This window comes from Kribbella sp. VKM Ac-2571 (assembly GCF_004362255.1).
Taxonomy (GTDB): Bacteria; Actinomycetota; Actinomycetes; order Propionibacteriales; family Kribbellaceae; genus Kribbella; species Kribbella pratensis.
Genome location: NZ_SNWS01000022.1, coordinates 20,161 through 44,473, shown reverse-complemented (window position 1 = coordinate 44,473; position 24,313 = coordinate 20,161). Strand labels below are relative to the sequence as shown.

The 24,313-nt window shown below is 69.3% G+C and carries 19 protein-coding genes; 4 read left to right on the top strand and 15 right to left on the bottom strand.

Annotated features, from left to right (window positions below; genetic code table 11):
• Positions 1-23: 23 nt before the first annotated feature.
• The 9 genes from EV651_RS35935 to EV651_RS35895 all read right to left on the bottom strand — a co-directional run bounded on the left by EV651_RS35935 (position 24) and on the right by EV651_RS35895 (position 12,863).
• Positions 24-4,196: a PKD domain-containing protein gene (locus tag EV651_RS35935; protein WP_238157418.1), complete on the bottom strand. Its 4,173-nt coding sequence runs from the start codon at positions 4,194-4,196 to the stop codon at positions 24-26.
• Positions 4,197-4,257: 61 nt separating this feature from the next.
• Positions 4,258-5,718 carry an RtcB family protein gene (locus EV651_RS35930; protein ID WP_133789723.1) on the bottom strand — a complete coding sequence of 487 codons (1,461 nt, stop codon included), beginning with the start codon at positions 5,716-5,718 and terminating at the stop codon, positions 4,258-4,260.
• 37 nt (positions 5,719-5,755) lie between these two features.
• Positions 5,756-7,231, bottom strand: coding sequence for a nucleoside-diphosphate sugar epimerase/dehydratase (locus EV651_RS35925; protein ID WP_133789722.1), 1,476 nt, complete (start codon positions 7,229-7,231; stop codon positions 5,756-5,758).
• Positions 7,228-8,490 carry a DegT/DnrJ/EryC1/StrS aminotransferase family protein gene (locus EV651_RS35920; RefSeq protein ID WP_133789721.1) on the bottom strand — a complete coding sequence of 421 codons (1,263 nt, stop codon included), beginning with the start codon at positions 8,488-8,490 and terminating at the stop codon, positions 7,228-7,230. The genes EV651_RS35925 and EV651_RS35920 overlap by 4 nt, the downstream gene beginning before the upstream one ends.
• A gap of 99 nt (positions 8,491-8,589) precedes the next feature.
• Positions 8,590-9,303 (bottom strand): response regulator transcription factor, encoded by a 714-nt coding sequence (locus EV651_RS35915; RefSeq protein WP_133789720.1) that lies wholly within the window; start codon positions 9,301-9,303, stop codon positions 8,590-8,592.
• The gene (locus EV651_RS35910; protein ID WP_133789719.1) at positions 9,300-9,917 is read right to left on the bottom strand and encodes a response regulator transcription factor; all 618 of its coding nucleotides are present in this window, start codon (positions 9,915-9,917) and stop codon (positions 9,300-9,302) included. Before EV651_RS35910 ends, EV651_RS35915 begins: the two co-directional genes overlap by 4 nt.
• Positions 9,914-10,546 (bottom strand): sensor histidine kinase KdpD, encoded by a 633-nt coding sequence (locus EV651_RS35905; protein WP_133789718.1) that lies wholly within the window; start codon positions 10,544-10,546, stop codon positions 9,914-9,916. Before EV651_RS35905 ends, EV651_RS35910 begins: the two co-directional genes overlap by 4 nt.
• Before the next feature lie 597 nt (positions 10,547-11,143).
• Complete coding sequence (locus EV651_RS35900) at positions 11,144-12,205, bottom strand: sensor histidine kinase KdpD (RefSeq protein WP_166658902.1); 1,062 nt, start codon at positions 12,203-12,205, stop codon at positions 11,144-11,146.
• Positions 12,198-12,863, bottom strand: coding sequence for a response regulator transcription factor (locus EV651_RS35895; RefSeq protein WP_166658901.1), 666 nt, complete (start codon positions 12,861-12,863; stop codon positions 12,198-12,200). The genes EV651_RS35900 and EV651_RS35895 overlap by 8 nt, the downstream gene beginning before the upstream one ends.
• Positions 12,864-13,020: 157 nt before the next feature.
• On the opposite strand from EV651_RS35895, the gene EV651_RS35890 reads away from it, so the two are divergent.
• Positions 13,021-13,788 carry a helix-turn-helix domain-containing protein gene (locus EV651_RS35890; RefSeq protein WP_238157417.1) on the top strand — a complete coding sequence of 256 codons (768 nt, stop codon included), beginning with the start codon at positions 13,021-13,023 and terminating at the stop codon, positions 13,786-13,788.
• Positions 13,789-13,792: 4 nt separating this feature from the next.
• Here the strand turns inward: EV651_RS35890 and EV651_RS35885 are convergent, their stop codons facing one another.
• The 4 genes from EV651_RS35885 to EV651_RS43070 form a co-directional block, all read right to left on the bottom strand.
• Positions 13,793-14,578, bottom strand: coding sequence for an SDR family NAD(P)-dependent oxidoreductase (locus tag EV651_RS35885; protein WP_238157416.1), 786 nt, complete (start codon positions 14,576-14,578; stop codon positions 13,793-13,795).
• Positions 14,579-14,614: 36 nt separating this feature from the next.
• Positions 14,615-15,805, bottom strand: a complete 1,191-nt coding sequence (locus EV651_RS35880) for an epoxide hydrolase family protein (protein ID WP_133789714.1) — start codon at positions 15,803-15,805, stop codon at positions 14,615-14,617.
• The gene (locus EV651_RS35875) at positions 15,802-16,227 is read right to left on the bottom strand and encodes a MarR family winged helix-turn-helix transcriptional regulator (protein ID WP_133789713.1); all 426 of its coding nucleotides are present in this window, start codon (positions 16,225-16,227) and stop codon (positions 15,802-15,804) included. Before EV651_RS35875 ends, EV651_RS35880 begins: the two co-directional genes overlap by 4 nt.
• 86 nt (positions 16,228-16,313) lie before the next feature.
• Positions 16,314-18,362 carry an FHA domain-containing protein gene (locus tag EV651_RS43070; RefSeq protein WP_133789712.1) on the bottom strand — a complete coding sequence of 683 codons (2,049 nt, stop codon included), beginning with the start codon at positions 18,360-18,362 and terminating at the stop codon, positions 16,314-16,316.
• Between the two features lie 532 nt (positions 18,363-18,894).
• On the opposite strand from EV651_RS43070, the gene EV651_RS35865 reads away from it, so the two are divergent.
• Positions 18,895-21,195, top strand: coding sequence for a M4 family metallopeptidase (locus EV651_RS35865; protein WP_133789711.1), 2,301 nt, complete (start codon positions 18,895-18,897; stop codon positions 21,193-21,195).
• Between the two features lie 54 nt (positions 21,196-21,249).
• On the opposite strand, the gene EV651_RS35860 is transcribed toward EV651_RS35865, so the two are convergent.
• Both EV651_RS35860 and EV651_RS35855 read right to left on the bottom strand, forming a co-directional pair.
• A complete protein-coding gene (locus EV651_RS35860) occupies positions 21,250-21,930 on the bottom strand; it encodes an SRPBCC domain-containing protein (RefSeq protein WP_133789710.1) in 681 nt (226 codons plus the stop codon).
• The gene (locus EV651_RS35855; protein WP_238157415.1) at positions 21,927-22,511 is read right to left on the bottom strand and encodes a transcriptional regulator; all 585 of its coding nucleotides are present in this window, start codon (positions 22,509-22,511) and stop codon (positions 21,927-21,929) included. Before EV651_RS35855 ends, EV651_RS35860 begins: the two co-directional genes overlap by 4 nt.
• Positions 22,512-22,643: 132 nt before the next feature.
• Here EV651_RS35855 and EV651_RS35850 point away from each other — a divergent pair, with 132 nt between their 5' ends.
• Both EV651_RS35850 and EV651_RS35845 read left to right on the top strand, forming a co-directional pair.
• On the top strand, positions 22,644-23,561 hold the full coding sequence (locus EV651_RS35850; protein WP_133789709.1) for a DNA polymerase beta superfamily protein: 918 nt from the start codon (positions 22,644-22,646) through the stop codon (positions 23,559-23,561).
• A complete protein-coding gene (locus EV651_RS35845) occupies positions 23,551-24,306 on the top strand; it encodes a DNA polymerase beta superfamily protein (RefSeq protein WP_238157414.1) in 756 nt (251 codons plus the stop codon). Before EV651_RS35850 ends, EV651_RS35845 begins: the two co-directional genes overlap by 11 nt.
• Positions 24,307-24,313 lie beyond the last annotated feature (7 nt).

Sequence of the window (24,313 nt, the reverse complement as noted above, 5' to 3'; positions counted from 1 at the left end):
CGCCCTTCTTCGGTTCTGGTGCATCACGGCTGGACCTGCACGGTCTTGCTCGCGGACGAGGACGTCCCGATGGTGTCGGTCACGGTCACCGTCACCGTGTAGAGCCCCGACGAGTTGTAGGTGCAACTCGTACTGGGACTGGTCTGCGGCGGTTTCGTCGTGCCGTTGCCGCAGTTGAAGGTGTAGGTGGCGATCGGTGTCTTGTCCGGGTCGGTCGACTTCGAGGCGTCCGCCTGGACGGCCTGCTTCGACTTGACCGTCGTCTTGTTCAGCGTCAGCACGGCCGTCGGCGCCACGTCGGCGAGGATCTTGACCTGGGTGGTCGCCCGGCTGGTCAGGCCGCCGGTGTCGGTCACCGTTACCGCCGCGGTGTAGGTGCCGGCGGTCGTGTAGGTGCAGTTGGTCGTCGATGTCGTCAGCGGACTCGTCGTCTGGCCGTTGCCGCAGTCGAACGCGTAGCTCGCCAGCGGACGGCCATCGGCGTCGGACGACTTGGAGGCGTCGAGCACCACCGTCTGGGGTACGTAGGCCTGCGTCGGCGTGGCGGTCAGCCGTGCCGTCGGTACCCCGTTCGGCTGTACCACGATCGGCGCGCTCGTCCAGGTGTCGGTCCGGCCCGCGGTGTCGGTCACCGTCAACGTCGGGCTGTACGTCCCGGCAGCGGTGTAGGTGCAGGTCCCACTCGACTGGGCGATCGTCGTACCGTTGCCACAGGCAATGAGGTACGACGCGATCGGAGCGGACAGGCCGACGCTCGTGCCGCCGTCCACGGTGACGGCCACTGGTGCGAAGCCGGAGGCCGGCGTGACGGTCGCCCGGGCCACCGGACCGATGTACTCGTAGGCGCCCAGGTCTGCGTAGGTGACCGATCCGGTGCCGGTGTTCGCGACCGCGGGATCGTCGGCCGGCGCGAGACCGTCTTTGTCGGTCGCGCTCCAGCCGGCCGGGGTGGTGTCGGCCGCGTCGATCGCGGGAGACGTGGAAGTCAGGTGCAGGTCGCGCCCGGCCAGGTTGACGAACTTCGGGTTCGCCGCCTTGCCGGTCGGTTCCTGACCGCTGGCGGTCTGGTACGAGCTGAGCATCGTGTACGGCTGGGACGCCCACTCGAACAGCGGTCCGCCGTTGCTCTGGAAGACCAGGTCCCGGTCCAGGCTGGTGCCCTGGCTGGACGTCTCGTCCACCCGGATCTCGCCGATCGTCCGGGTGCTGCCGACGGCGTTGTCCGTCGTCACGTTGTCCCGGGTGAGGGCACCGGTCGAGCCGCCCTCGAAGTTGATCCCGGCGGTGGCGTTGCCGACCACGGTGTTGCCGATCACCTGCGTGCCGGGTGCCTGGAAGTCGTCGATGCCGTGGTCGCCGTTGTCGTAGACGACGTTCCGGCGTACCAGGGTCCCGGTGGCACCGGTGTAGGACTCGATGCCCGAGTCGTCGTTGCTGTACGACAGGTTGCCGTCGACAACGGTGTTCTGCGCGGACAGCGACACGTCGATACCGGCCGCGATCCGGGTCGACAGCCGCTTGTTCCGGTACGTCGTCACGCCGGTCACCGTGTCCCGAGCGCCGCCCTGGATGCTGACACCGTGGAAGTTGTTGTCGTGCGTGACCGAGGCACGGACCGTGCTGTCGGTGGTGCCGAAGAACCGGACCCCGATGGACAGGTTCGCCGACGCCTGCACTCCGCTCACTGTGACGTTGGCGGAGTTGTCGGCGGTGACGCCTTGGGCACCGGACTGCGCCGTGTCGATCGTGTCCAGCGAAACGCGCTGCACAGTGTCGAAGTACACGCCGCTCAGGTTGGTCTGCCGGACCGCGAAGCCGCTGATGTTGATGTCGCTGACCTGGCGGAGCAGGATGCCGAAGGTGCGCGCGCCGGCGCTGACGGTGTGCCCGGTCGCCGGGTTGGTGCCGCCCGTGTCGACGTACAGTGTTGCCGTCGGGGTGTCGTAGAACCAGCTGCCGTTGGTGGTCGCCGTACTGCTCGTTGCCTTGGCCAACGGTTGCCCGTCCAGGAAGACCTGGGACGGCACCGGGGTGTAGGCGTGCTTCCAGGCCGTCGTCGACGTCCCGGACCAGCCGGCCGCGTCGGAGACGTCGTTCGTGCCGAGGATGACGGCCGACGGCGAGGTCGCGCGCAGCGTGATCGGAGCGCCGGGTTCGCCGCTCGCGGTGAGCTGGACCTGCTCGCGGTACTGACCGGCACCGACCAGCGCGGTGTCGCCGGCCAGCATCTTCTTGGTCGCCGCGCTGATCGAGCAGAACGGGGTGGCCACGGTGCCGGGACCGGTGTCGCTGCACGACGGGTTCGTCTGCTCGACGGAGTAGGTCTGCAGCTGCCGTAGGCTCACGACCTCCTGCGCGGTCGCTGTGTCGGTCAGCCCGGCGGTGTCGGTGACCGTCGTGGTGACCGTGTAGGTCCCGGCCGCCGCGTACTTGTGGGTCGCGGTTGCCGTCGCCTGCGGACCGGCCCCGGTGCCGTCACCGAAGTCGAAGGTGTACGACGCGATGCCGTTCACGTCGGCGTCGCTGGACCCGCTCGCGTCCACGGTCACCGGCGTCGACGGCGGCATGTTCACCGCGGCCGGGTTGAGCACCGCGGTCGCGTGCGGCGGGTAGTCGGTCGCACCGGCGACGGGCTGGAACTCCAGAGCGCCGCGATCCGCGTACGCCGGAGTACCGGCGCCGCTGTCCGGCACGATCGGGTCGTCGGCGAGCGCGTTGCCGGCCTGGTCCGAGGACACGAAGTTCGGCACCGAGGAGCCGGCCGAGTCGACCGCGGCGGAACCGGCCGTCAGCCGGAAGTCCGCGCCGGCCGGGTTGACGAAGTCGGGGTCGACCGACAGCCCGTGCGCCTCCTGGCCGGTCGCCGTGGCGAACGCGGTCAGCGTGTTGTAGATGACGCCGTTGACCTTGGCGCTCGGTGCGGCCACGTGGTTGTAGGCCATGTCGCGGTCGGCGGTCAGGCCGGAGTACGAGCCGGCGTCGACGTACAGGTCGTACTCGGTCGCGGCGGTGCCGTTGTCGACCAGGAGGTTGTTGGCAACGGTGGCACCGGTCGAGTTGCCCTCGACCGACAGGCCGTCCCGGCGGTTCCCGTACGCCGTGTTGTTGAGGTACTGCACACCGGTCGAGGTCAGGGTGTCGAAGCCGTGGTCGCCGTTGCCGTACGAGATGTTGCGCGCCACCAGGGCCCGGTGACTGCTGCTGTAGACCTGGATCCCGCTGTCCTGGTTCTGGTACGTGACGTTACCGATCACCTGGTTGTCCGGCGAGCTGGTGTCGACGTCGATGCCGTTGGCGGACGCGTTCGGGTTCAGCGAGACGTTTGCGTACGCCGTGTTGCCGGTGAGCAGATTGTTCGGCGAGGTGGCCAGTCCGATCCCGTGCAGCCCGTTGTCGTGACTGCTCGACGCGGTGACCGTCACGCCGCTGGACGCGTTCAGTTTGATCCCGGTCGTCAGCGCGTTGTCCACGGCGGCGGACCGGATCGTGATCGAGCTGCTCGGGCAGGTGTCGACGAGTACGCCGTTCGCGGCCGACTGAGACGTGCTGACGTGGTCGACGGTGATCCCGGACGACGACAGCAACCGCACGCCGGCCAGGTTGGCGCGGTCGAGCTCGAGGTTGCTGATGACAACGTTCTGCTTGCTGCTGGTGGTGACTCCGAACGACTGCGCACCCGCCTCGACCTGGTGCCCGTCACCCGGGTTGGCGCCGCCGAGGTCGACGTACAGAACCTTGGCGGTCGCGTCGTAGAACCAGCTGTTCGGTGTCGTCGTGGTGGCGGACGTGGCGGTCGCCAGCCGCTGGTTGTCGACGAAGACCTGCTTCGGTGCGGACGGCGGGGCGTACGGCGTGGACCACGCTGTCGTACTTGTCGCGGTCCACAGCGCCGCCCCGGCCAGCGACCGGGTGCCGAGCACGACGACACCCGGCGCGTCGCCGGTGACCGTGATCGGGTCGGTGGCGGTTCCCGAGGCATTGATCGTGATCTGCTCCCGATAGGTGCCTGGGGCAACGTGTACGGTATCGCCCGGCAGCACGGCCTTCTTGGTGCCCTGGGAGATCGTGCAGAACGGCGCAGTCTGGGTGCCTGCACCGGTGTCGCTGCAGGCGACCGTGTTGTTGACGAAGTACCCGGTGCCGGCCGCCGATGCCGGGCTGCTGGTGACAACGAGCAGCAGCAGAGCCGCGGTCATGCCGATGACCGTCCCCACTGCAAGGCTCCGTGAATGCTTGCTCATTGTTCGCTCCGAACCGTCAGTGCAGAACTGCGACAGGACGCATCCGCGCTACCGGCTTGACCAGCCCGTTGCGGACGAGGACGTCGAGGGCCGCGTTCACGCCGCGGTCGTCGAAGTGGAAGGCGTCGGTGGGTGCACCGTCGTCGTACCGGTAGCGGCGCGTTTTCCGCTTGAGCGGGTCGTCGCCGGAGACGCCGCGGGCCACCAGGTCGGAGACTACGGTGCCGGCGCCGTGGCAGGCGGAGTACAGGCTGGTCGCGGCTCGGTCGCCGGCGACGGCCAGATAGCTGGAGGTGCGGTGCGTGCCGGGGAGCAGGACGGCCTGACCGGTCTCGGCGAACGTCGTACCCGGCGTCATCATCGAGGCCGGGAAGGCCCGGCAGGCGTTGTGCCGGTGGACGACGCCGGTACGGTCCCCGACCGGCTCCTCGTAGATGCTGTTGTGCGGTGAGTCGACGACCAGTCGGCCGACGGCGCCGCCGAACGACTCGGCCGCGATCCGGCGCAGCGCGGCGTACGTCGCGGTCCGGAAGGCGAACCCGTAGTTCATCGCGGCCGCGGTGGCGAGCATCAGCCGCCGGCCCTCGTCGCTGGCCAGCGGGAGCGGTGTGCAGCCGGCCGTGAAGTACAGCCCGAGCCGGGCCTGCAGTTGGGCGAAGGATCGCGCCGACCGCAGGTGGAACCACGGCTTCAGCGCAGCGTTCACTGCCTTGAGCTGCGCCGGGTAGTCCTTGCGGCGGAAGAACAGCCGCCCGATCTCACCCGTGAACACGCCGCCGCCGCCGTGGTACTGGATGGTCAGCTGGCCTTGGCCGACACCGAGCTTGGCGGCTCGTTCGGGGTCGAGGATCTCCTCGACCCGCTGGAGCTCGACGAAATGATTGGACGGGCCAATGGTCCCGAAGCGGTAGCGGGCCAGCTGGAAGGCGAGGCCCGGGAGTTCGGTGCGCAGCCGGTCGAGACCGCCGTACCGCTCGAGGTCGATCCGGCCGCCCTCCTCGATCCGCTCGAGGTCGTCGGCCGGTGCTGCCCAGCGGTCCACGCTGAACTCGGACCCGGCGCCGACCGCCTTGGCGACGTCTTGACGGCTGAGCTCGGCGGTTCCGCGGGTCGGGTACGGGTACCGTTCGCGGACCGCGCGCATGAAGACATCGACGGCCCGCTCGTCCGGTACCTCGGAGTCGACGGCGATCAGCGCCATCCCGCAGTTCACCGAGGAACTGGTCAGCTCGGGACGAACGGTGCCGTTGGTCGCCACCGCGACACTCGACGGCAGCTCCATCTTCGACTTGTGGTGGAAGTCCGGAAGGACCACCGGTGGAGCGGCCAGGTCCGCGCCCTCGACACGATGTCCGAGCGCCGAGATGGTCGCCCGGCCCGCCGGGAGCAGGGTGGGGTCATCGAAGACCGTCGGGGGGACATCGACGGTACCGTCGAGGACGCGGACGTCCAGTGGCGGCCTGGCCTCAGTGGTCATGCTGTACTCGCAGTCTCTCGTCGTCAGATGTGTGCGGTCAGAAGCCGTCCGGGTAAGGCGCACCGGCCGACACCAGCCCGGGCGACGGGCAGTACTCCGGAACCAGCGCGCGCAGGTGCCGGAACACCTCGTCCGGGCGGTTGTGCCCGGCAGCGTCGTACAGCTCTCGCAGCCCGGCCCGGAAGCCCGCGGGCGGCGGCGGCGCCACGGTCATCGAGATCCGCGGATGATCGGTCGGCGTGGCTTCCTCGCCGGCGCCGAACAGCTCCTCGGTGAGCTTTTCGCCCGGCCGCAGCCCCGTGTACCTGACATCGACGTCGCGGATGTTCAGCAGGGCGGCGAAGTTGTGGACGAGGTCCACGATCCGCACCGGCTCGCCCATGTCCAGCACATACGTCGCCGAGCCGTGCGACATCCGCGCCGCCTCCAGCACGAGCCCGACGGCTTCCTCGATCGTCATGAAGAACCGGCTGACGTCCGGGTGGGTGATCGTCACCGGTGTACCGCCGGCGAGCTGGTCGCGGACCACATGCAGCAGCGAGCCCCGGCTGCCGAGGACGTTGCCGAACCGTACCGCGGTCAGGATCGTGCCGGCGGTCCGCTGTGACTCCAGCACCAGCTCCGCCAGGCGCTTGGTCGCCCCGAGCACCGAGGTCGGATTGGCGGCCTTGTCGGTGGAGATCAGCACGAACCGCTCGACGTCGTGGGCGATCGCGGCCTCGACCAGGTTCTGGGTGCCGCGGACGTTCGACTTCACGCCTTCGCACGGGTGCCGCTCGAGGACCGGAAGATGCTTCAGGGCCGCGGCGTGGAAGACGATCTGGGGCCGATGGTCGCGGAACAGCTGGAACAGCCGTTCGCTGTCGCGGATGTCCGCGACCACGGTGTTCTCGGTGTCCAGCAGCGCCTCGCCCCAGAGCTCGAGCTGGGTGCGGTGCAGGTTGGACTCGTCGTGGTCGAGCATGATCAGTTGCTCGGGACCGAAGCCGTGCACCTGCCGGCACAGCTCGCTGCCGATCGATCCGCCGGCGCCGGTGACCAGGACCCGCTTGCCGGCGATTTCGTCCCGGGCGTGCCGGCTGACGACGTGCATCTCCGGCCGGCCGATCAGCGGGCCGACCTGGAGCGCCTGCATGTCGGTGCCGGCGACCTGCCGCTGCAGCGCGGCCAGGAACGGCGGCAGGTGCAGCACGGTCGCGCCCAGGGCGGCGGCGCGCAGTCCGAGCTGCCTCACCTCGTGCGACGGCATCGACGGGATGGCGACCACCACGACGTCGGCCCGGGAGCGCTCGAGCACCTCCTCCAGGTCGTCGAGGTTGCCGAGGACCCGGCGTCCGCCGTACCGGCGGCCGCGTTTGGCGGGATCGTCGTCGAGGAAACCGACCGGCTCCAGACCGAACGAGCTGACCCGGTGCAGGTCGCGGGCCAGGGCCAGACCGGCCTCACCGGCCCCGACGACAACGGTCCGCAAGAGGCTCTTGTCATGGTTCTGCAGGAGCAGCGGCTCACTCATTCCGTTCCCTTTCCTGAGATGCCCTGATGTGCGATGCCGGTGATCGCCGTACACACCGCGTCGACCTGTTCGGCGGTCAGCCGGGGATACATCGGTAGCGACAGCAGCTGGTCGAACAGCGCGTCCGCTCCGGTCAGCCCGGCCGACGGGATCAGGGCCGCCTGGCTGAAGTAGGCGAGTTTGTGGACCGGGATGAAGTGCACCGATGTGCCGATGGCACGTTCGGAGAGTGCGGCGATGACTTCGTCGCGGTCGACCCCGCCGTTCAGCCGCAGCCGCACCGGATACAGGTGCCAGGCGTGCGTGCCGTCCCCGGGAGCCGGGCGGTGCGGCAGCCCGACGCCGGGCAGTCCTGCGAGCTGTTCGTCGTACCGCGCAGCGATCTGGGCGCGCCGGCGCTGCCAGGACGGGAGGTGCACGAGCTGCGCCCGGCCCATCGCAGCCTGGATGTCGGTCATGTTCGCCTTCAGGCCGGCGTCGGCGACGTTGTAGCGCCAGCTGCCGCCGGGCAGATACCGTCGCCAGGCGTCGGCCGTCATTCCGTGCAGGCGAGCCTTCCGCAGCCACTCGGCGCGTTCACCGTCGTCGGTGGTGATCATCCCGCCCTCGCCGAGCGGCAGGTTCTTCGTGGCGTAGAAGCTGAAACAAGTCGTCCCGGGACCGGAGCCGACCGGCGCGTCGCCGGCGTACGTGCCGAGCGCATGCGCCGCATCCACCACCACGCGGTCGAGCGGTACGCCGGCCGCCTCGACCAGCGCGGGCACGTCGGCCACGTCGCCGGCCCAGTGCACAACCGTCAGCGCGGCCGGCGGCCCGTAGGCCCGTACGGCGGTGCGCACCGTCGCCGGTGTCGGCATGCCGGTGGCCGGGTCGACGTCGACCAGAACCGGCTGGTGGCCGGCGTGCACGATCGCCTGGACTGCGCCGCAGAACGTCATCGTCGAGCTCAGCACCAATGACCCGGGCGGTAGTCCGAGCGATCGCAGGGCGAGCTCGATCCCTTGTGTGCAAGACGATACGGCCACCGCGAACTCGGCACCGACCGCGGTCGCGAACTCGGCCTCGAACGCCGCGACCTCGCGGCCGGTCGTCACCCACCCGGACTGCAGGACCCGCAGTACGGCGGCCTGCGCCTCGGCGGTGATGTCACAGTCGGCGAACGGTACGGCGATGTCCTCGGCCGGCGCCGGACGGAGTCCTGGACGCAGCCCTGGACGCAGCCCTGGACGCGGCACAGCAGCAGTGATTCGGGTAGTCATCCCGATGCCCCCTCGAGGCCCCCCACGGGCCTTGATGTCCACTGACGCTACGGGCTGTGACCGCTGCCCGCGCCCGCCGGTGAGACGAGAACCTCTACGTCAAGAGGATGATCCGGGCTCGGCGGGGATTACGGACTCTTCGGTCTCGTCGATGCCGGTCACACCGTGTGAGCGGGCAAAGGCGACCAGTGCGAGCGCCGAATGCTGGCCGGACCGCCGAAGCAGACTCTGGATGTGGGTCCGGACCGTGTTCGTGGACACGAACAGGTGGGCGGCGGCCTCGGCCCTGGTCATCCCCGACACCAGGCAGCGCAGGACGTCGAGTTCGCGTGGCGTCAACCGGTCCACGAATCCGGCTGCCGAGCGTCGCCGGCGGAGATCGCCCAGGAGATGGCCGAGCACGGGTTCGAGCGTCGCGGGTCCGAGGTACATGTGACCGTCGAGGACCTGCCAGATCGCCGCGACCACGGCGGTCAGCCTGGTGGTCTTCGCCAGCCAGCCGCGGGCGCCCGCGTCGAGGGCGTGCACGATCAGCCGCGGATCGGCACTCCCGGACAGCATGATCACGGCCGGCGGGCCGGGCTCGGCCATCAGCTCGGCCAGCAGGTCGGAGCCGGACTCCTCGCCCAGCGACAGGTCGAGCAGCACCACGTCCGGCCGGGCGGACGCGATCCGCATCCGCGCGGTGCGGAGGTTCGACGCGGTGCCGACCGGGCCGATACCGGGCTCGGCCGCGAGCAGATTCGCCAGTGCTTCGGCGAAGACCCGATGGTCGTCGACCAGCAGGATCGCCACACCGGCCGGTGCCGTCACCGGCGGCCGCCCTCGAGCAGTTCCCGTACATCGACCAGTCCGGCGTCGGCGGCCGCGCGGGCGAGCTTGCCGCGGCCGTGCACACCGAGCTTGCGAAGCAACTGCTGGACATGGGTGCGGACGGTGTGCCTGCTGACTCCGAGCACGCCGGCCATCTGTTCGGTGGTGTAGCCCCGGACGACCAGGCGCAGTACTTCCAGCTCTCTGGCGGTCAGCGGCTCGATGACAGGATGTTGCCGGCGCCGGCCCTGGGCCGGCCGGCCCAGGGCGATGTGATTGCCGTTAGCAACCGATTCGGTCACGTCGAGCACGGTCCGCAGGCTGCAGGCCTTGCTGACCACTCCGTCGGCGGTCCCGTGGTCGAAGGCGTCCCAGGCCAGATCGTCCTGCGCGTCGGCGAGCAGCACGACGTACGGCGTCCGGCCGGTGCGGCGCGGCAACCCGGCCACCGCCGGGGCGTCGAGCACGTAGACATCCGGAGGGCAGCGATCCGCGGCGTCGAACAACTGCTGCGGATCATCGGTGGACGTGACGATCTCGTGGCCCTGCCCCTCGAAGGCGGCGGCGAGGACCGAGGCGAACAACCAGTGTTGCTCGCAGACAGCCAGTTTCATACCGGCCTCACCGCGCGGTGCCCGCCGGACAGGCAGAGCCGGACGGTGGTTCCGCTACCAGGAACGCTGCTGATCTCCAGCCGGCCGTCGTACGTGCGCGCTGCCGCGGCCACCACCTGCAGACCGTGGCCCGTTCCGGCGGCGACGTCACCGAAGCCCGGGCCGTCGTCGGACACCTCGACGTACGCCTCGTCGTCGGCCGTCCCGACGCTGACCTGGACGTGGCCGGTGCCGCCGGCCGCGCGGCAGGCGTTGTCGAGCAGGTTGCCGATCGCACGGCGCAGCAGCGCCTGGTCTCCGGCGACCACCACCCGGGCGACACGTTCGAAGATCACCGGTGCGCGGTACGTCAGGCGAACCACGTCGGCGCACTCACCGGCCAGTTGGGTCAGGTTGACCCCGCCGATCCGTCGGGTGGGCGCCTGCTCGACGTCCAGGAGCTCGGCGATCGCGTCGAACTGCTGACGGATCAGCGCCAGCCTGGCCGGCTCCGCGCCGGGATCGGCCGTCGGCTCGGACAAGCAGAGACCCGCGGCGACGTACTGCCGCAGATCATGACACAGGCGCAGCAGGTGCTCCGGATCGTCGGCAAATCCACCCCTTGCCGGCGACGCGTCGCCAGAGCTCATCGGTCACCCCCCTCAGGTCCCGACCGAGCCGGCCGCCCACCGCGGCACCACGTCACCAAGCCCTCGACGACCACGGACGGTCACTGCCGACCTGGCCTCCCTGAACGAGCCCCCAAGGCGCGCGTCTCGGTCTTCACCGACCAGTAGAGGCTGTCGCCAGGCGGAAGAGGCAGAGCAGAAGGGCATTCGTCATGATTCGGTCATCTTCACGCCATCTTTCGGGTTCAGCTTGTCTGGGATCGACTCGTCACCGATCGTGATCAGGGCTGGTATTCGTAGGCGCCGAGGTCGTCGTATCGTCGTGGCCCCTCCGCGAAGGTCATAGCCACAGAGTGCGGCCGGGTGGTGCCGGATCGCATCATCGGTTTGACGTAATCGATCCTGCCGGCGGTAGGAGAACGGCTGCGTACGCCCCGAGCCGAACCGGTTCGGGCGTCCGGTCACGACGAGGGGGTGTCGTTCACCGGAACCGGCACGGCGCCCGGAGCATGTGGGGTGCGTCCGGACCTCGGGCGACGTACGCAGCGGGTTCCCCACTGCAGGGTGGCCCGGAGGTCCGGCCGAGGCAACAAAGATGACGTGGCCGTCATCGACTCGTCAGCCGCCCGGCAGTCGCAGCTCGAAGACGGCGCCGCCGTTCGGCCCGTTCTTCGCCGTGAGCTCGCCGCCGTGCGCGATCGCGGCGGACCGCGCCATTGCGAGCCCGAGACCGGTGCCCATCCGGCCGTTCGGCGGCATCCGGTGCCAGAACCTGTCGAAGACGTACGGCAGGTCCTCCGGCTCGATCCCCGGGCCGGAGTCGGCCACCTCGACGATGCAGTGGCCGTCGGCTCTCCAGCAGCGCAGGCTGATCTCGCCCCCCGCCGACGTGAAGTTGAGCGCGTTCTCGATCAGGGCGTCCAGAGCCTGTTCGATCCACTCCGGGTCCGCCAGGACCCAGCCGGTCGGCTCGCAGTCGAAGCGCCAGGTCCGGTCCGGCTGAGCCGACCAGTTCGCGGCCAGCTCCCGGATCAGGCTGCCCAGGTCGGTCGGCTTCTCGGACAGCGCGCCACCGGAGTCGAGTTGCGCGACAGCCAGCAGCCGATCGGACAGTGCGGTCAGGCGTTCGAGCTGCAGCATCGCGACGTACAGGTCCGAACGCACCTCCTCGTCCAGCTCCCCGGCGGCCACGAGCTCCAGGTGGCCGCGCGCGATGGTCACCGGGGTCCGGATCGCATGCGACGCGTCCCGGACGAACTCGTGTTCCCGCTGGACCGCCTCGAGCTGCCGGCCGGCCATCTGTTCCAGCTCCTCGACCGCCGCGACCCGGCGCCGGACGTGCCAGATCATCACCAGCAGCACCATCGGCATCAACGCGATCTCGGCCAGCTCGGCCTTCGGCAACCGTCCCGCGGCGGCCTGCTCGGCCATCAGCCAGCCGCCCAGCAGGGTGAACGCGACCGTCGCGGACAAGATCGGGACCAATGGCCAGGTCCGGTAGCCGTAGGCGATCGCCACCGCCAGGAACATCAGGTGGAACGGCCCGGCTTCGAGGCTGGGCAGCACGATCATCAGCCCCAGCATGCCGACGACGACGGCGGCCACCGAGATGTCGATCAGCAGACCGATCCGCTGCGCGGGCCGGAAGTAGGCCGCCCGCAGTCCCGCCAGGTCAGGCACTTTGGAGCTGGTACCCGACATTGCGCACCGTCAGGATGAGGTCGGGCCGGATCTTCGATCGGAGCCGGCCGACGCAGACGTCGACGACGTTGGTCGACGGGTCGAAGTCGTAGCCCCACACCTCCGACAGCAGTTCCTGCCGGGAACAGACCACGTCAGGATTGCGCATCAGGTGCCGCAGCAGCAGGAACTCGCGCTTCGGCAGCGTCGTCGGGCGGCCGTCGATCAGCAACTGCCGGGCCTCGAGATCGAGCACCATGTCACCGACCCGGAGCCGGTTCTTGCGCCGGTTGCTCGCGTCCTCGCCGAGCCGGCCACGGACCCGGGCGATCAGCTCGCGGATCGCGAACGGTTTCGCGAGGAAATCGACCGCGCCCTGCTCCAGACATCCGATCCGCAGCTGGATGTCCGCGGTGGCGGACAGGACGAGGATCCGGAAACCGGGGTCCTGCGCCAGCAACGCCGACAGCACCGCCTCACCGTGCATCCGTGGCATCACGAGATCGAGCACGATCAGCGCGGGCCGGTGCTCCAGCGCCAGCTGAAGGCCCGCCAGCCCGTCGGTCGCGCCCAGTACCTGATATCCCTCGGCCTCGAGTGCCCGCCGAACGAACCGGATCAGGTCCGGCTCGTCGTCGATCACCAGAATCTTGGTCATCCTTGCGCCCCTCACGATGATGACCGTGTGTGGCTCTGGCGCCATTGTCGGATCTCCCGCCCGCGCACGGAAGGGGAGTCGAGGTCTTTTCTTGCGACTCTCCGTTAATCAATCGTTTATCTGGGAGGTCGGGCCGGGCCTCGCAATAATCGGGGGTGTGAGTGACGACAGGCCGGTTGGGGAGTTGTTGCGGGAGTGGCGGCGGCGGAGGAAGCTGAGTCAGCTCGACCTCGCGATCCGGGCGGACGTGTCGTCGCGGCATGTGAGCTTCGTGGAGACCGGGCGGACGATTCCGAGCAGTGCGATGGTGCTGCACCTCGCCGAGCAGCTCGACGTACCGCTGCGGGAACGCAACCGGCTGCTGGTCGCGGCCGGCCACGCGCCCGTGTACCGGCAGACACCGCTGGACGACCCGGACATGACGCGGGTCCGCGCGGCCCTCGAACAGTTCGTCCGGGCGCACGCGCCGTACCCGGCCGTCGCCGTCGACCGCCGCTGGAACCTTCTGCTCGCGAACGACTCGTTCAACGTGTTCCTCGCCGGTGTCGACAAGAAGTTGCTCAGAGCACCGATCAACCTCATGCGCCTCGGCCTGCACCCGGACGGTCTGGCGTCGCGGATCCGCAACCTGGAGCAGGTTCGCGGGTACCTACTGCCCCGCCTCGCCCGCCAGGCAGCGGCCTCCGGTGACCCCGAACTCCATCAGCTGTACGACGAACTCGTTGCCCACGGCCCCGTCGACACCACACCGCCGGACCCGGCCGACATCGCTCTTCCGATCCACATTCAGCACCGCGGCGTCGACCTCGCGTTCCTCAGCGCCGTCACCACGTTCGGCGCCGCGTTCGACATCACCCTCGAGGAGATCGCCGTCGAAACCTACCTCCCGGCCGACCCCGCAACGGCCGCGTTCTTCCGGCGCTGAGCGCTTACCGGAGGGCGGTCGTGACCAGGTTGTCCGAGAGGGCGCGGAGGCGTGCGCGGGCGTGGGCGTCGTACGCCTGCTCGTTGGCGCGGGCCTCGCGGAGGCCGTTGAAGTAGCGCCCGGTCGGCACGTCCGGTGCGGTGATCAGCCGCATCGTGGCGTCGGCACCCTCGGCGACGCTGCTGATCGGGCTGACGCCGCTCTCGGTCACCATCGTGGTGTCCATGAACGTTGCCGGGTGCAACGCATTCACCACGACCGACTGCTCCGCGGCGAGGTCGATGGTGAACATGATCTGCGCCAGCTTGCTCCGCTGGTACGCCGAGAACCCGTCCCAGCCGCGCTCCATCATCGGATCGTCGAAGTCGATCGGCTGCTGACCGGCCGACGCCACGTTGACGATCCGGCCGGTGCGCGCGAGCCGCGGCAGCAGGCGTCTCGTCAGGTGGTAGCCGGCGAGGTAGTTGACCGCGAACCGTAGTTCGATGCCGTCGGCACTCACCTCACGCGTCGTACCGGGCTTGCCGCCGCCGATGCCGGCGTTGTTGACCAGCACGTCGAGTTCGCTGTCGATGCTGTCGGCAAGCTTGTCGACCTGGTGGAGATCCGCGAGATCGGCCAGCAGGATCTCTGGTTCGGGACCGCCCGCGGCGCGGATGTCGGCCCGCACTTGCTCGGCGCGGGCCGCGTCCCGTCCGTGGATCAGCACGCGAGCTCCCGCCGTACCCAGTCGGAGCGCCAGTTCGCGCCCCAGGCCGTCTGTCGCACCGGTGATCAGAATCGTCTGCACGATCTCCACCGTACGTCGCGGTCGAGCCGAGCCGGATCAGCGCAAGGGACGGAACGTTCGCCGCAGGTCATCGGTCCACTCGGTGGGGAGCTCCCACGGGATGAAGTGACCGCCGTTGGGGTGGGCGGTGATGTTGGTGTGGTTGTACCAGGCGGCGCGGTCGCTCGCGAGGAAGTTCTGCACGCGTTCCTCGGGAGTGTGGACGCCGGGCGGGTCCTCGTGGCCGACGAAGGTGATGCCGGTCGGGGCCTCGATCACCGGCGTACGGTCGTGGGACGGCGTCCACGGGTAGCGGTTGTTGTTGGCGTACGTGCGGATCGAGGTGTCGATCGCGTTGCCCGCCCAGTAGATCGTCGCGTGGGTGAGCAGGTCGTCGTCGGTGAACGCCTCGTCGCCCTCCGACCAGCTCTGCCAGCGTTCGAGGATCCACGCGAGCATGCCGGCGGGGGAGTCGGCGAGCCCGAAGCCGAGGGTGCTCGGGTCGAGGACGTGCGTGGCGAGGTGCGCGGCGAAGCGACGTTCCAGCTCGATGATGCGGGCGTGGATCGCGGGCGGCAGCCCTTCCGGGATCGGGTTGCCGCCGCTCAGGTCCCAGCCGCGGTCGCCGTTGAAGAACGTGAGTTTCAGCGCCGACCCGATGTGGATCCCGTAGAGCTCATCGGCGTACTTGTGGCCGAGCTGCCCCGTCACCAGCGCGCCGACGTCACAGCCGGCCGCGGCGTACTTCGGGAATCCGAGGACGCCCGTCATCAGCTCGTGCCAGACGTCGGCGATCTTCCAGAAGTTCATGTCCGCACCTGTCGGCGTCGAGAAGCCGAACCCGGGCAGCGACGGGACGATCACGTCGAACGCGTCGTCCGGATCACCGCCGTACGACGCGGGGTCGGCGAGCCGGTCGATCACCTTCGACCAGTGCCAGAACGTCCACGGCCAGCCGTGACTGAGGATCAGCGGGATCGGCCGGGGGCCGACGCCCGGCCGGCGCAGGAAGTGCACCGGTACGTCGCCGACGTCGACACGGTAGTGGTCGTACGCGTTGATCGCCTTCTCGGCGGCGCGCCAGTCGAAGCCGTCGGCCCAGTACTCGACGAGCGGTTGCAGGCGGGTACGTCGTACGCCGTAGAAACCGTCGTCGTTGCCGGCGTCGCGCGGCCACTTCGTCGCGCGCAGGCGGCGGCGGAGGTCATCGAGAACCTCGTCGGGCACGGCGATGGGGGTGGGGATCATGGGGTGTCCTCAGCGAGTTCGGTCAGGCGGTGGAGTACGTCGATCGAGCCTGCGAGTACTGCGCGCTCGTCGGGAGTGAGTTGCTCGACGAGCGCGGTCAGTTTCGCGACCCGGTTCGTGTGCCGGGATCGGACGAGCTCCTGGCCTGTGTGGGTCAGTGAGAGCAGGCTGGCGCGGCCGTCGGCGGGGTCGGGGCGGCGCTGGACGAGGCCGTCCTGCTCGAGTTTCGCGACCAGGCTGGTCAGGGCGGGTTGCTTCAGTTGCTCGGTCGCCAGCAGATCGGTGAGGCGCAGCGGCCCGCGCCGGTGGAGCGTGTGCAGCACCGAGAGCGCCGAGAAGTTGAGCCGCCGGACGGACGGGAGGCGGATGAAGATCGTGTTGAAGTCCTCGATGACCGTGGTCAACCGGTCGACGTCCAGCATGTCGCCGCTCCCTCCGGGCCCACCGCGGTGGTGGGTTGCGGCGACTATATCAATTTTCGATGTAAGTCGGCCGGGGGTGCTCGAGGTCAGTTGCTGAGGGTGATCTTGGAGATGGCGAAGGACGTGCTGCCGGACTTGAACGTGAGCACTGCCGCGGTGGCGCTGTCCGGGAGGTGACCCTTGAACGTGAGCGTGCCGTGTTCGGTGCCGCCGGTCGCGATCCGGCTCGGCCAGGCGCTGCGGCCGGGGTCGGCGCGCAGGGTGGTGCCGTCGCCGGCGGTGAACGTCGTACCGTCGATCGGGACCGTGATCGACTGCTTGGCGGTGTTGACCAGCTTGATCTCGACGCGCGTGAAATGGCTCGTGTACGTGACGTTCTCGACGGTCATCGTGACACCGCTGCCGGGCTTCGAGACCGGCTTGATCAGCCGGTCCTCGCCGGTCTCGTTGCCGGTCAGGTAGCCGCCGACGTACTGCGCGCCCGCCGTCAGCGCGAACCCGCCGATCCCGACGCCGCCGAGCACCACGCCGATCGCGACGAGAACCGGCACGGTGAGACGGCTCGGCCGGTGGTCCTTCGGGGCTGCCGCATCAAGCAGCGCCAGGACCATCGCCACCACGAGTGCGATACCTGGCGGCACCAACCACCTGAGCACGCCACCAGGGCCGTCGGCGAGGAACGTGACGACCAGGTTCACAACCATCCCGACCACGATCACCGCCCCCGCCACAACCAGCACCCGCCCCAACCGCACCGTCCCCACGGCATCATCGCCGTCGCCTGTACGCCGCTCCGCTCCGGGCAACCGCTCCGATCCGGGGAGTCGCTCCGCTCCGGGCAACCGCCGTGATCCGGGGAGTCGCTCCGACCTCGCGAGCCGGTCGTCCGCGCCGGGCAACTGGCCCGCGGTCGACGCCCGCCGATCGGTCGGTTCGGGCCAGCCGGCGGACGCGTTCCAGTTCGCTTCCGACTGATCCATCTGCGCGGAGATCTCCGCCGGCGACCGCACCGGCTCCGGGTTGTCCGCCGACGGATAAGCCGCCCACGTTCCCCCCTCAAACCCAGGATCCACTCCCGCAGCCGCACCACCCTCTACGCCGACCACGTACTCATCAGCATCCGCACCCCGCCCACCCTCCGACTCAAACGGCCCAGCGTCGCGCCCCTGCTCGTCCTGCGCGAACGGGTTAGCGTCGTGCGCCTGCTCGTTCGCCCCGAACGGCCCGGCGGGGTGCGCCTGCTCATCCGGCGCGAATGGGCTGACGTCGTGCGGTTGCTCGTTCTGCGCGAATGGGCTGGGGGCGTGCGGCTGCTCATCTTGCGCGAAGGGGTTGGCGGCGTGCTGTTGCTCGTTCTGCGCGAACGGCCCGGCGGCGTGCGGCTGCTCATCTTGCGCGAATGGGCTGGTGGCGTGCGGTTGCTCGTCTAGCGCGAATGGGCTGGTGGCGTGCGGTTGCTCGTTCTGTGCGAACGGCCCGGCGTCGTGGGGCTGCTCGTCCGGCGCGAACGGGTTGGCGTCGTGCGGCTGCTCGTTCTGCGCGAACGGGCTGTTGGCTTGCGGTTGCTCGTCCGGGGGGAACGGGCTCGTGGCGGGGGGCGGGGCTGCGTGGGGGGACTGGGTGGTGGGTGGTTGGTTGGGTGGGGGGAACGGGTTCGGTTCGTCCTGGGGGTCTGGGGTGAGGGCGGCGTACGCGGGCGGGTGTGGTGGGTCGGCGTACGGCGCCTCGGGGTCCGGCGGGGTGGGGGTGGCTTGCGCCGGTGCAGGCGTGGGTGCGGCGGGTGGCGGCTCCGGGGTGGAGGCGGAGGCCGAGGTGGCGGGAGGTGCTGGGGGTGCGGTGGGGGTGGTGGATTTGTGGAAGGTGAGGATCGAGCGGCCGATGTGGATTCGGTCGCCGTTGGTGAGGGGGGTGGGGGCGGTGAGGCGGCGGCCGTTGAGGCCGGTGCCGTTGCGGGACTCGTCGTGGAGGGTCCAGGTGCCGCCGTCGCGGTTGAGGCGGGCGTGGATGCGGGAGATCTGGTCGTCCGCCTGCAGCCGGATGTCGGCATTGGAGGCGCGGCCGATGGTGATCGTGTCGGTCCCGGCCTGCAGCGTCCACTGCTGTTCGCCGAGCGACAGCACGAATTCGGTTTCCACTCACACCCCAGCCGGCGTCGTCCTGATCGCGATCCGGTCCCGCCGCCAGCACCCCGCGGCAGCCAACCCGTCTGCGTGATTCTGCCATTCGGACCAGCCCCGGACCACCAGCAGTCCCACCCCACCGCCACGCCCCCACCCTCCGCGACAACCCGCTCACCCACCCCCGGCCACGGTCCGCGAAGACACGCTGACCAGCCCCATCACGGTCCGCGATGAACTCCTCACCCCACCCGCCAAATTCCAGGTGTGGTCGTGATGAATCTCAGGATTTGGGAGGGTTTGTCAGCGCTTAGTAGTGATGACAACGCGGTCAGTTGTCTTGGGGGTGCCAACGGCACGACAGCGCCTTGCCCGGGTGGGGGTGCGGACATAGTGTCCGTCCGCGCGATCTATCGGGGCTGGATGGAAAGGGGTCTTCCGGACAGCCCGCCCGATGGATAGGCCGGAGGTTCCAGGCGGAGTGGTGCACCGCCTGCAGTCCGGCGAGGCGCAACCCGCCCAAGCACCACATCGCGAAGGGACCACATCCATGGTCTTGTTTCAGCGTTCCCGCAAGGTCGCTGTCGTCGTCGGGGCCACCAGCCTCGCTGCGGCAGCACTCGCCGGGTTCGGATCGTCGGCCGGTGCGGCGACGAGTGCGGCGCCTCCGCCGCGGCCCTCACAGGCGCAGTCGAAGGCGTTCGCCGCCGACTCCGCCTCCTCCCTCGTGGCGGGGCGTCCGAGCGCCCTGCACGCCTCGAAGGACGACAAGTTCACCGCGAAGCCGGTGATCTCGGAGCAGTCCGGTCTGCAGTACGTCCCGTACGAGCGTTCGTACAAGGGCCTCCCGGTCGTCGGTGGTGACTTCGTCGTGGTCACCGACGCGAAGGGTGCTGTGAAGTACACCTCGGTCGCCCAGACCACCGCCGTACCGGAGCTGTCGACGACCGCGAAGGTGACCCCCGCGGCCGCGCAGAAGACGGCGGCGAAGCAGCTCAAGAAGGTCGACTCGTCGACCACGCCGACACTCGCCGTCTACGCCCTGAACGGCACCCCGAGGCTCGTGTGGCAGTCCCGCGTCAGTGGCAACAACGGCCACGATCCGTCGAGCCTGTCGGTGTACGTCGACGCGCAGAGCGGCAAGGTGCTCGGTACCAAGGAGCACGTGATGGCCGGCAACGGTACGGCGGCGTACAGCGGACCGAGCCCGGTCCACCTGGACACCACGCTGTCCGGAAGCACGTACTCGATGAAGGACCCGAACACCACCAACCAGTCCTGCCAGGACGCGGCGAACAACACCACGTTCTCCGGCCCGGACGACAACTGGGGCAACGGCAACGCCACCAGTAGGGAGACGGGCTGCGTCGACGCGCTGTTCACGGCGCAGACCGAGCGGCACATGCTGACCGACTGGCTCGGCCGCAACGGGTTCGACGGCAACGGCGGCGGCTGGCCGATCCGCGTCGGCCTGGCCGACGTGAACGCGTACTACGACGGCACCCAGGTGCAGGTCGGTCACAACAACGCCGGCCAATGGATCGGTTCGATGGACGTCGTGGGCCACGAGCTGGGTCACGGCATCGACGACCACACCCCCGGCGGTATCTCGGGTTCGGGCACGCAGGAGTTCGTCGCCGACACGTTCGGCGCGGCCACCGAGTGGTACAGCAACCAGGCGTCGGCCTACGACCCGCCGGACTTCTACGTGGGTGAAGAGGTCAACCTGGTCGGCAACGGCCCGATCCGGAACATGTACGACCCGTCGCAGGTCGGCGACCCGAGCTGCTACTCGAGCTCGGTCCCGGGCTCCGAGGTGCACGCCGCGGCCGGTCCGGGCGACCACTGGTTCGTCCTGCTCTCGCAGGGCAGCGGCGGCTCGCCGAACGTACCGACCTGCAACAGCTCATCGGTGACCGGTCTGGGCATCCAGAAGGCGATCCGGATCATGTACAACGCGATGCTGATGAAGACCAGCAGCAGCTCCTACCTGAAGTACCGGACCTGGACGCTGACCGCGGCCAAGAACCTGTACCCGGGCAGCTGCACCGAGTTCAACACCGTGAAAGCGGCCTGGGACGCGGTCAGCGTGCCGGCTCAGACGGCCGACCCGACCTGCTCCACGTCGGGTGGTGTCACGGTCACGAACCCGGGCAACAAGACCGGCACGGTCGGTACGGCGATCTCGCCGTTCACGCTCACCGCGTCCGGCGGCACCGCGCCGTACACCTGGTCGGCGTCCGGTCTGCCGGCCGGCATCACCATCGGCTCGTCGACCGGCACCGTGTCCGGTACGCCGACCGCGAGCGGCACGTTCAACGTCACCGCGACGGCGACCGCGAGCGCCGGCGGCTCGGGCAGCACGTCGTTCACCTTCACCATCGGCGGCACCGGCGGCTGCTCCGGCCAGAAGCTCGGCAACCCGGGCTTCGAGACCGGTACGGCGGCGCCGTGGTCGGCGTCGTCCGGAGTGATCGACAACAGCACCTCCCAGCCCGCGCACGGCGGCACCTGGAAGGCGTGGCTGGACGGCTACGGCTCGACCCACACCGACACGCTGAGCCAGTCGGTCGCGATCCCGGCCGGATGCTCGGCAACGCTCTCCTTCTACCTGCACATCGATTCTGCGGAGACCACCACGTCGACGCAGTACGACAAGCTGACGGTGAAGGCGGGCTCGACCACGCTGGCGACGTACTCGAACCTGAACAAGGCGAGCGGCTACTCGCTCAAGTCGTTCAACCTCTCGTCGTTCGCCGGCCAGACGGTGTCGATCAGCTTCACCGGCACCGAGGACAGCTCGCTGCAGACCTCGTTCGTCATCGACGACACGGGCCTGAACCTGAGCTGACGCACTGAAGAGAACCCGGCCGCCGCACCTTCGGGGGTGCGGCGGCCGGCCTCGTCACTCGGGAAGCTCGAGTTCCTGTGGGTAGCGTTCGGTCCACCATGCGCGCCAGCGGGTCTCGAGCTCGTCGCGGTCGGTGTCGCCGTACACCGACAGGATCGCCATCGTGGCGCCCTCCGGCTTCCGGTCGCCGGGCGGGATGTGGCTGAGCACCAGCAAGCCGTTGCCCCAGGCATCTACCGTGAGGCCGAGCTGGTGGTCGGAGCGGTACCAGACCTCGCATTTGACGCTCTCGCCGAGCAGGTCGAGGTCGAACGCGTCGCCGGCCGGAATCCGCAGTTCGTGAGCGGGGGAGACTGCGCCGGTGCCCGAGTAGAACAAGGTACGGCGGGGATCGCCCGGATGCCGTTCGACGGCGAAGCGGAGTTGGTGGAGGAACGTGATCCAGCCCTCGGTGACGTCGTCGTAGTACGCGTCCCACTCGGGGTCGGCGCCCAGCGGCGCGCGCGTCAGCGTGATCCGGGATCCGCCCTCGACCGCCTCGACGGCGAACTCGTCACCGTTGCCGAGGCGGAGCGTCGTACCGTCCTCGTCGACTCCCGTGAAGTAGATCTGCTCGATCTCCTGCTCGAGACCGCCTTCGTACTCCCAGCCGTGCCAGTGTCGGATCTTCTCTTTGTTCCGCAGCGCGTCCCACACCGTTTCCACCGGGGCGGCCACCGTCACCACGATCTTCATGTCTCTCCCTCGGTACGGCGGGGCGCCGGATGCCCGCCCGCGATCAGCCGGTACGGCCGCCCGCCCTCGCTGTCGAACTCCTCGACGACCTGCTGCATCGCGGCGGTCAACGCGTCGGTGAACCGGTGGACGTCACCCGGCTCCGCGAACCGCACCTCGGTCTCGAGCGTGAACGTCAGCAGCCGCTTCCCGTCGGCGTCGGCTGCGGTCTGCATCCGCGCGACGTCCCGCACCGTGCCCGCGGCGACCTCGACCAGGTGCTCGGCGGCGTACTGGTCCTGGATCTGCGTGAACGCACGGCCCATGACGCCCGGATCGACGACCAGATCGGCCGACGCGCGCAGGATCCGCTCGGTGAATCCGCGCCGTCGGCGCTCCTCGACGAGCTCGAGCAGGCCGGCCTTCTCCAGTTCGCGAAGGTGGTAGTTCACGCGCTGCCGCGGCAGGTCGAGCGCGGCCGCGAGCTGGGTCGCCGACGACGGCTCCCGCAGCAGCTCGAGCAGCTGCCGCCGGATCGGCGACAACGCCAACCGCACCTTCTCGGGCTCCTCGACGTACCGCAGCATCTCCTCAATCTCCACTTGACAGGAAAATTTGTCAAGAGAATGCCGGACGCCCAGGCCATCACAATTGGCCGCTGCCGGGGGCGTTACGCGGGAATGGGCTCGGGCGGCGCTGTTGTGATGGCCTGCGCGTCCGGCAGCATGTGGCGGGTGGCAGTCCAAGGTCCGCAGTTGCCGGTGGGCACGCAGGTGGTGATTCGGGTGGCGGCGCCCGACGATCGGGGCGGTACGGCGCAGCGTGGGGCGACCGGGCGGGTCGCCGGCGTGACCCCGGACGGCCGGTACACGGTGCGCCTCGTGGACGGTCGCCAGACCCTGGCCCGGCGCGATCAGCTCAGCCTGCGGACGGCGTACCAGGACGAGGCGATCGAGCTCGACCAGCCGGACGGCGACCGCCTTGTCCGCGAGCACACGATCTACGCCGCGGTCGTGGGGTCACGCGCCTTCGGCCTGGACACCGACCAGTCGGACACCGACACGCGTGGTGTGTACGTCGCGCCGACCGAGTCGTTCTGGTCGCTCGCGAAACCGCCGACGCACGTCGACGGACCAGAGCCGGAGTGGTTCTCGTGGGAGGTCGAGCGCTTCTGCGAACTCGCGCTGAAGTCCAACCCGAACCTCCTCGAAGTCCTGCACTCACCCCTCGTCGTCCGTCAGACACCCCTCGGTGAAGAGCTCGTCGGACTCCGTACGGCGTTCCTGTCCCAGCTGGCCTACCAGACGTACTCGGGTTACGTGCTGAGCCAGTTCAAGAAGCTCGAAACCGACTTCCGCCGCGACGGTACGCCGAAGTGGAAGCACGTCATGCACCTGATCCGCCTCCTGCTCTCGGCCCGCGAACTGTTACTCGAAGCAACCCTCGTCGTCGACGTCGGCCCGCACCGCGAACGCCTCCTCGCCGTCAAGCGTGGCGAACTGCCGTGGGACGAGGTCGAGCGCTGGCGTCTCCACCTCCACGAGGAACTCGACAAGGCACTGCAGCACACAATCCTCCCGGCAACGCCAGACGTCGCAACCGTCGACGCCTGGCTCCGGTCCGTCCGAAAGAGGAGCCTCGGTGACACGTGACATGCGGCAACTCGACTACACCGAGCTCCGAACCATCATGGGGGAGCAGCCGTACCCGTTGCTCTTCGCAACAGTCTCCGGCGCCCACCTGTACGGCTTCCCGTCCCGCGACTCCGACGTCGACCTGCGCGGCGTACACGTGCTGCCGGCCGCCGAGGTGGTCGGACTGCGTCACGGCCCGGAGACCGTCGACCGCACCTGGTTCGAGAACGAGGCCGAGGTCGATCTGGTCACTCACGACCTGGCCAAGTTCGCTCGCCTGATGCTCCGCCGCAACGGCTACGTCCTCGAACAGGTCCTGTCACCCCTCGTCGTCGTCAGTACGCCGGAACACGCCGAGCTCGTCGCGCTCGCCAAGGGCTGCATCACCAAGTGGCACGCGCACCACTACCGCGGGTTCGCGCGTACCCAGTGGGAGTTCTTCGAGAAGAAACGCGAACTGAAGCCGCTGCTGTACACGTTCCGGGTGCTGCTGACGGGCATCAACTTGATGCGGACCGGTGTGGTCCAGGCGGATCTGCGGGAGCTTCCGGGCGGACCGCCGTACCTGCCGGAGTTGATGGCCGCCAAGGCCGAGGCCGAGCATGCGCCCCTCGAAGGGCCGGACTTCGAGCGGCTCGCCGCGGACGTACTGGAGCTACACAACGTGCTGGACGAAGCGGAGGCCGCGAGCGACCTGCCGGACCGGCCGTCCGCCGAGCCTGGACTGCACGAGCTGCTCCTCAAAGCTCGGCTCAGCCGCTGATCTCAGC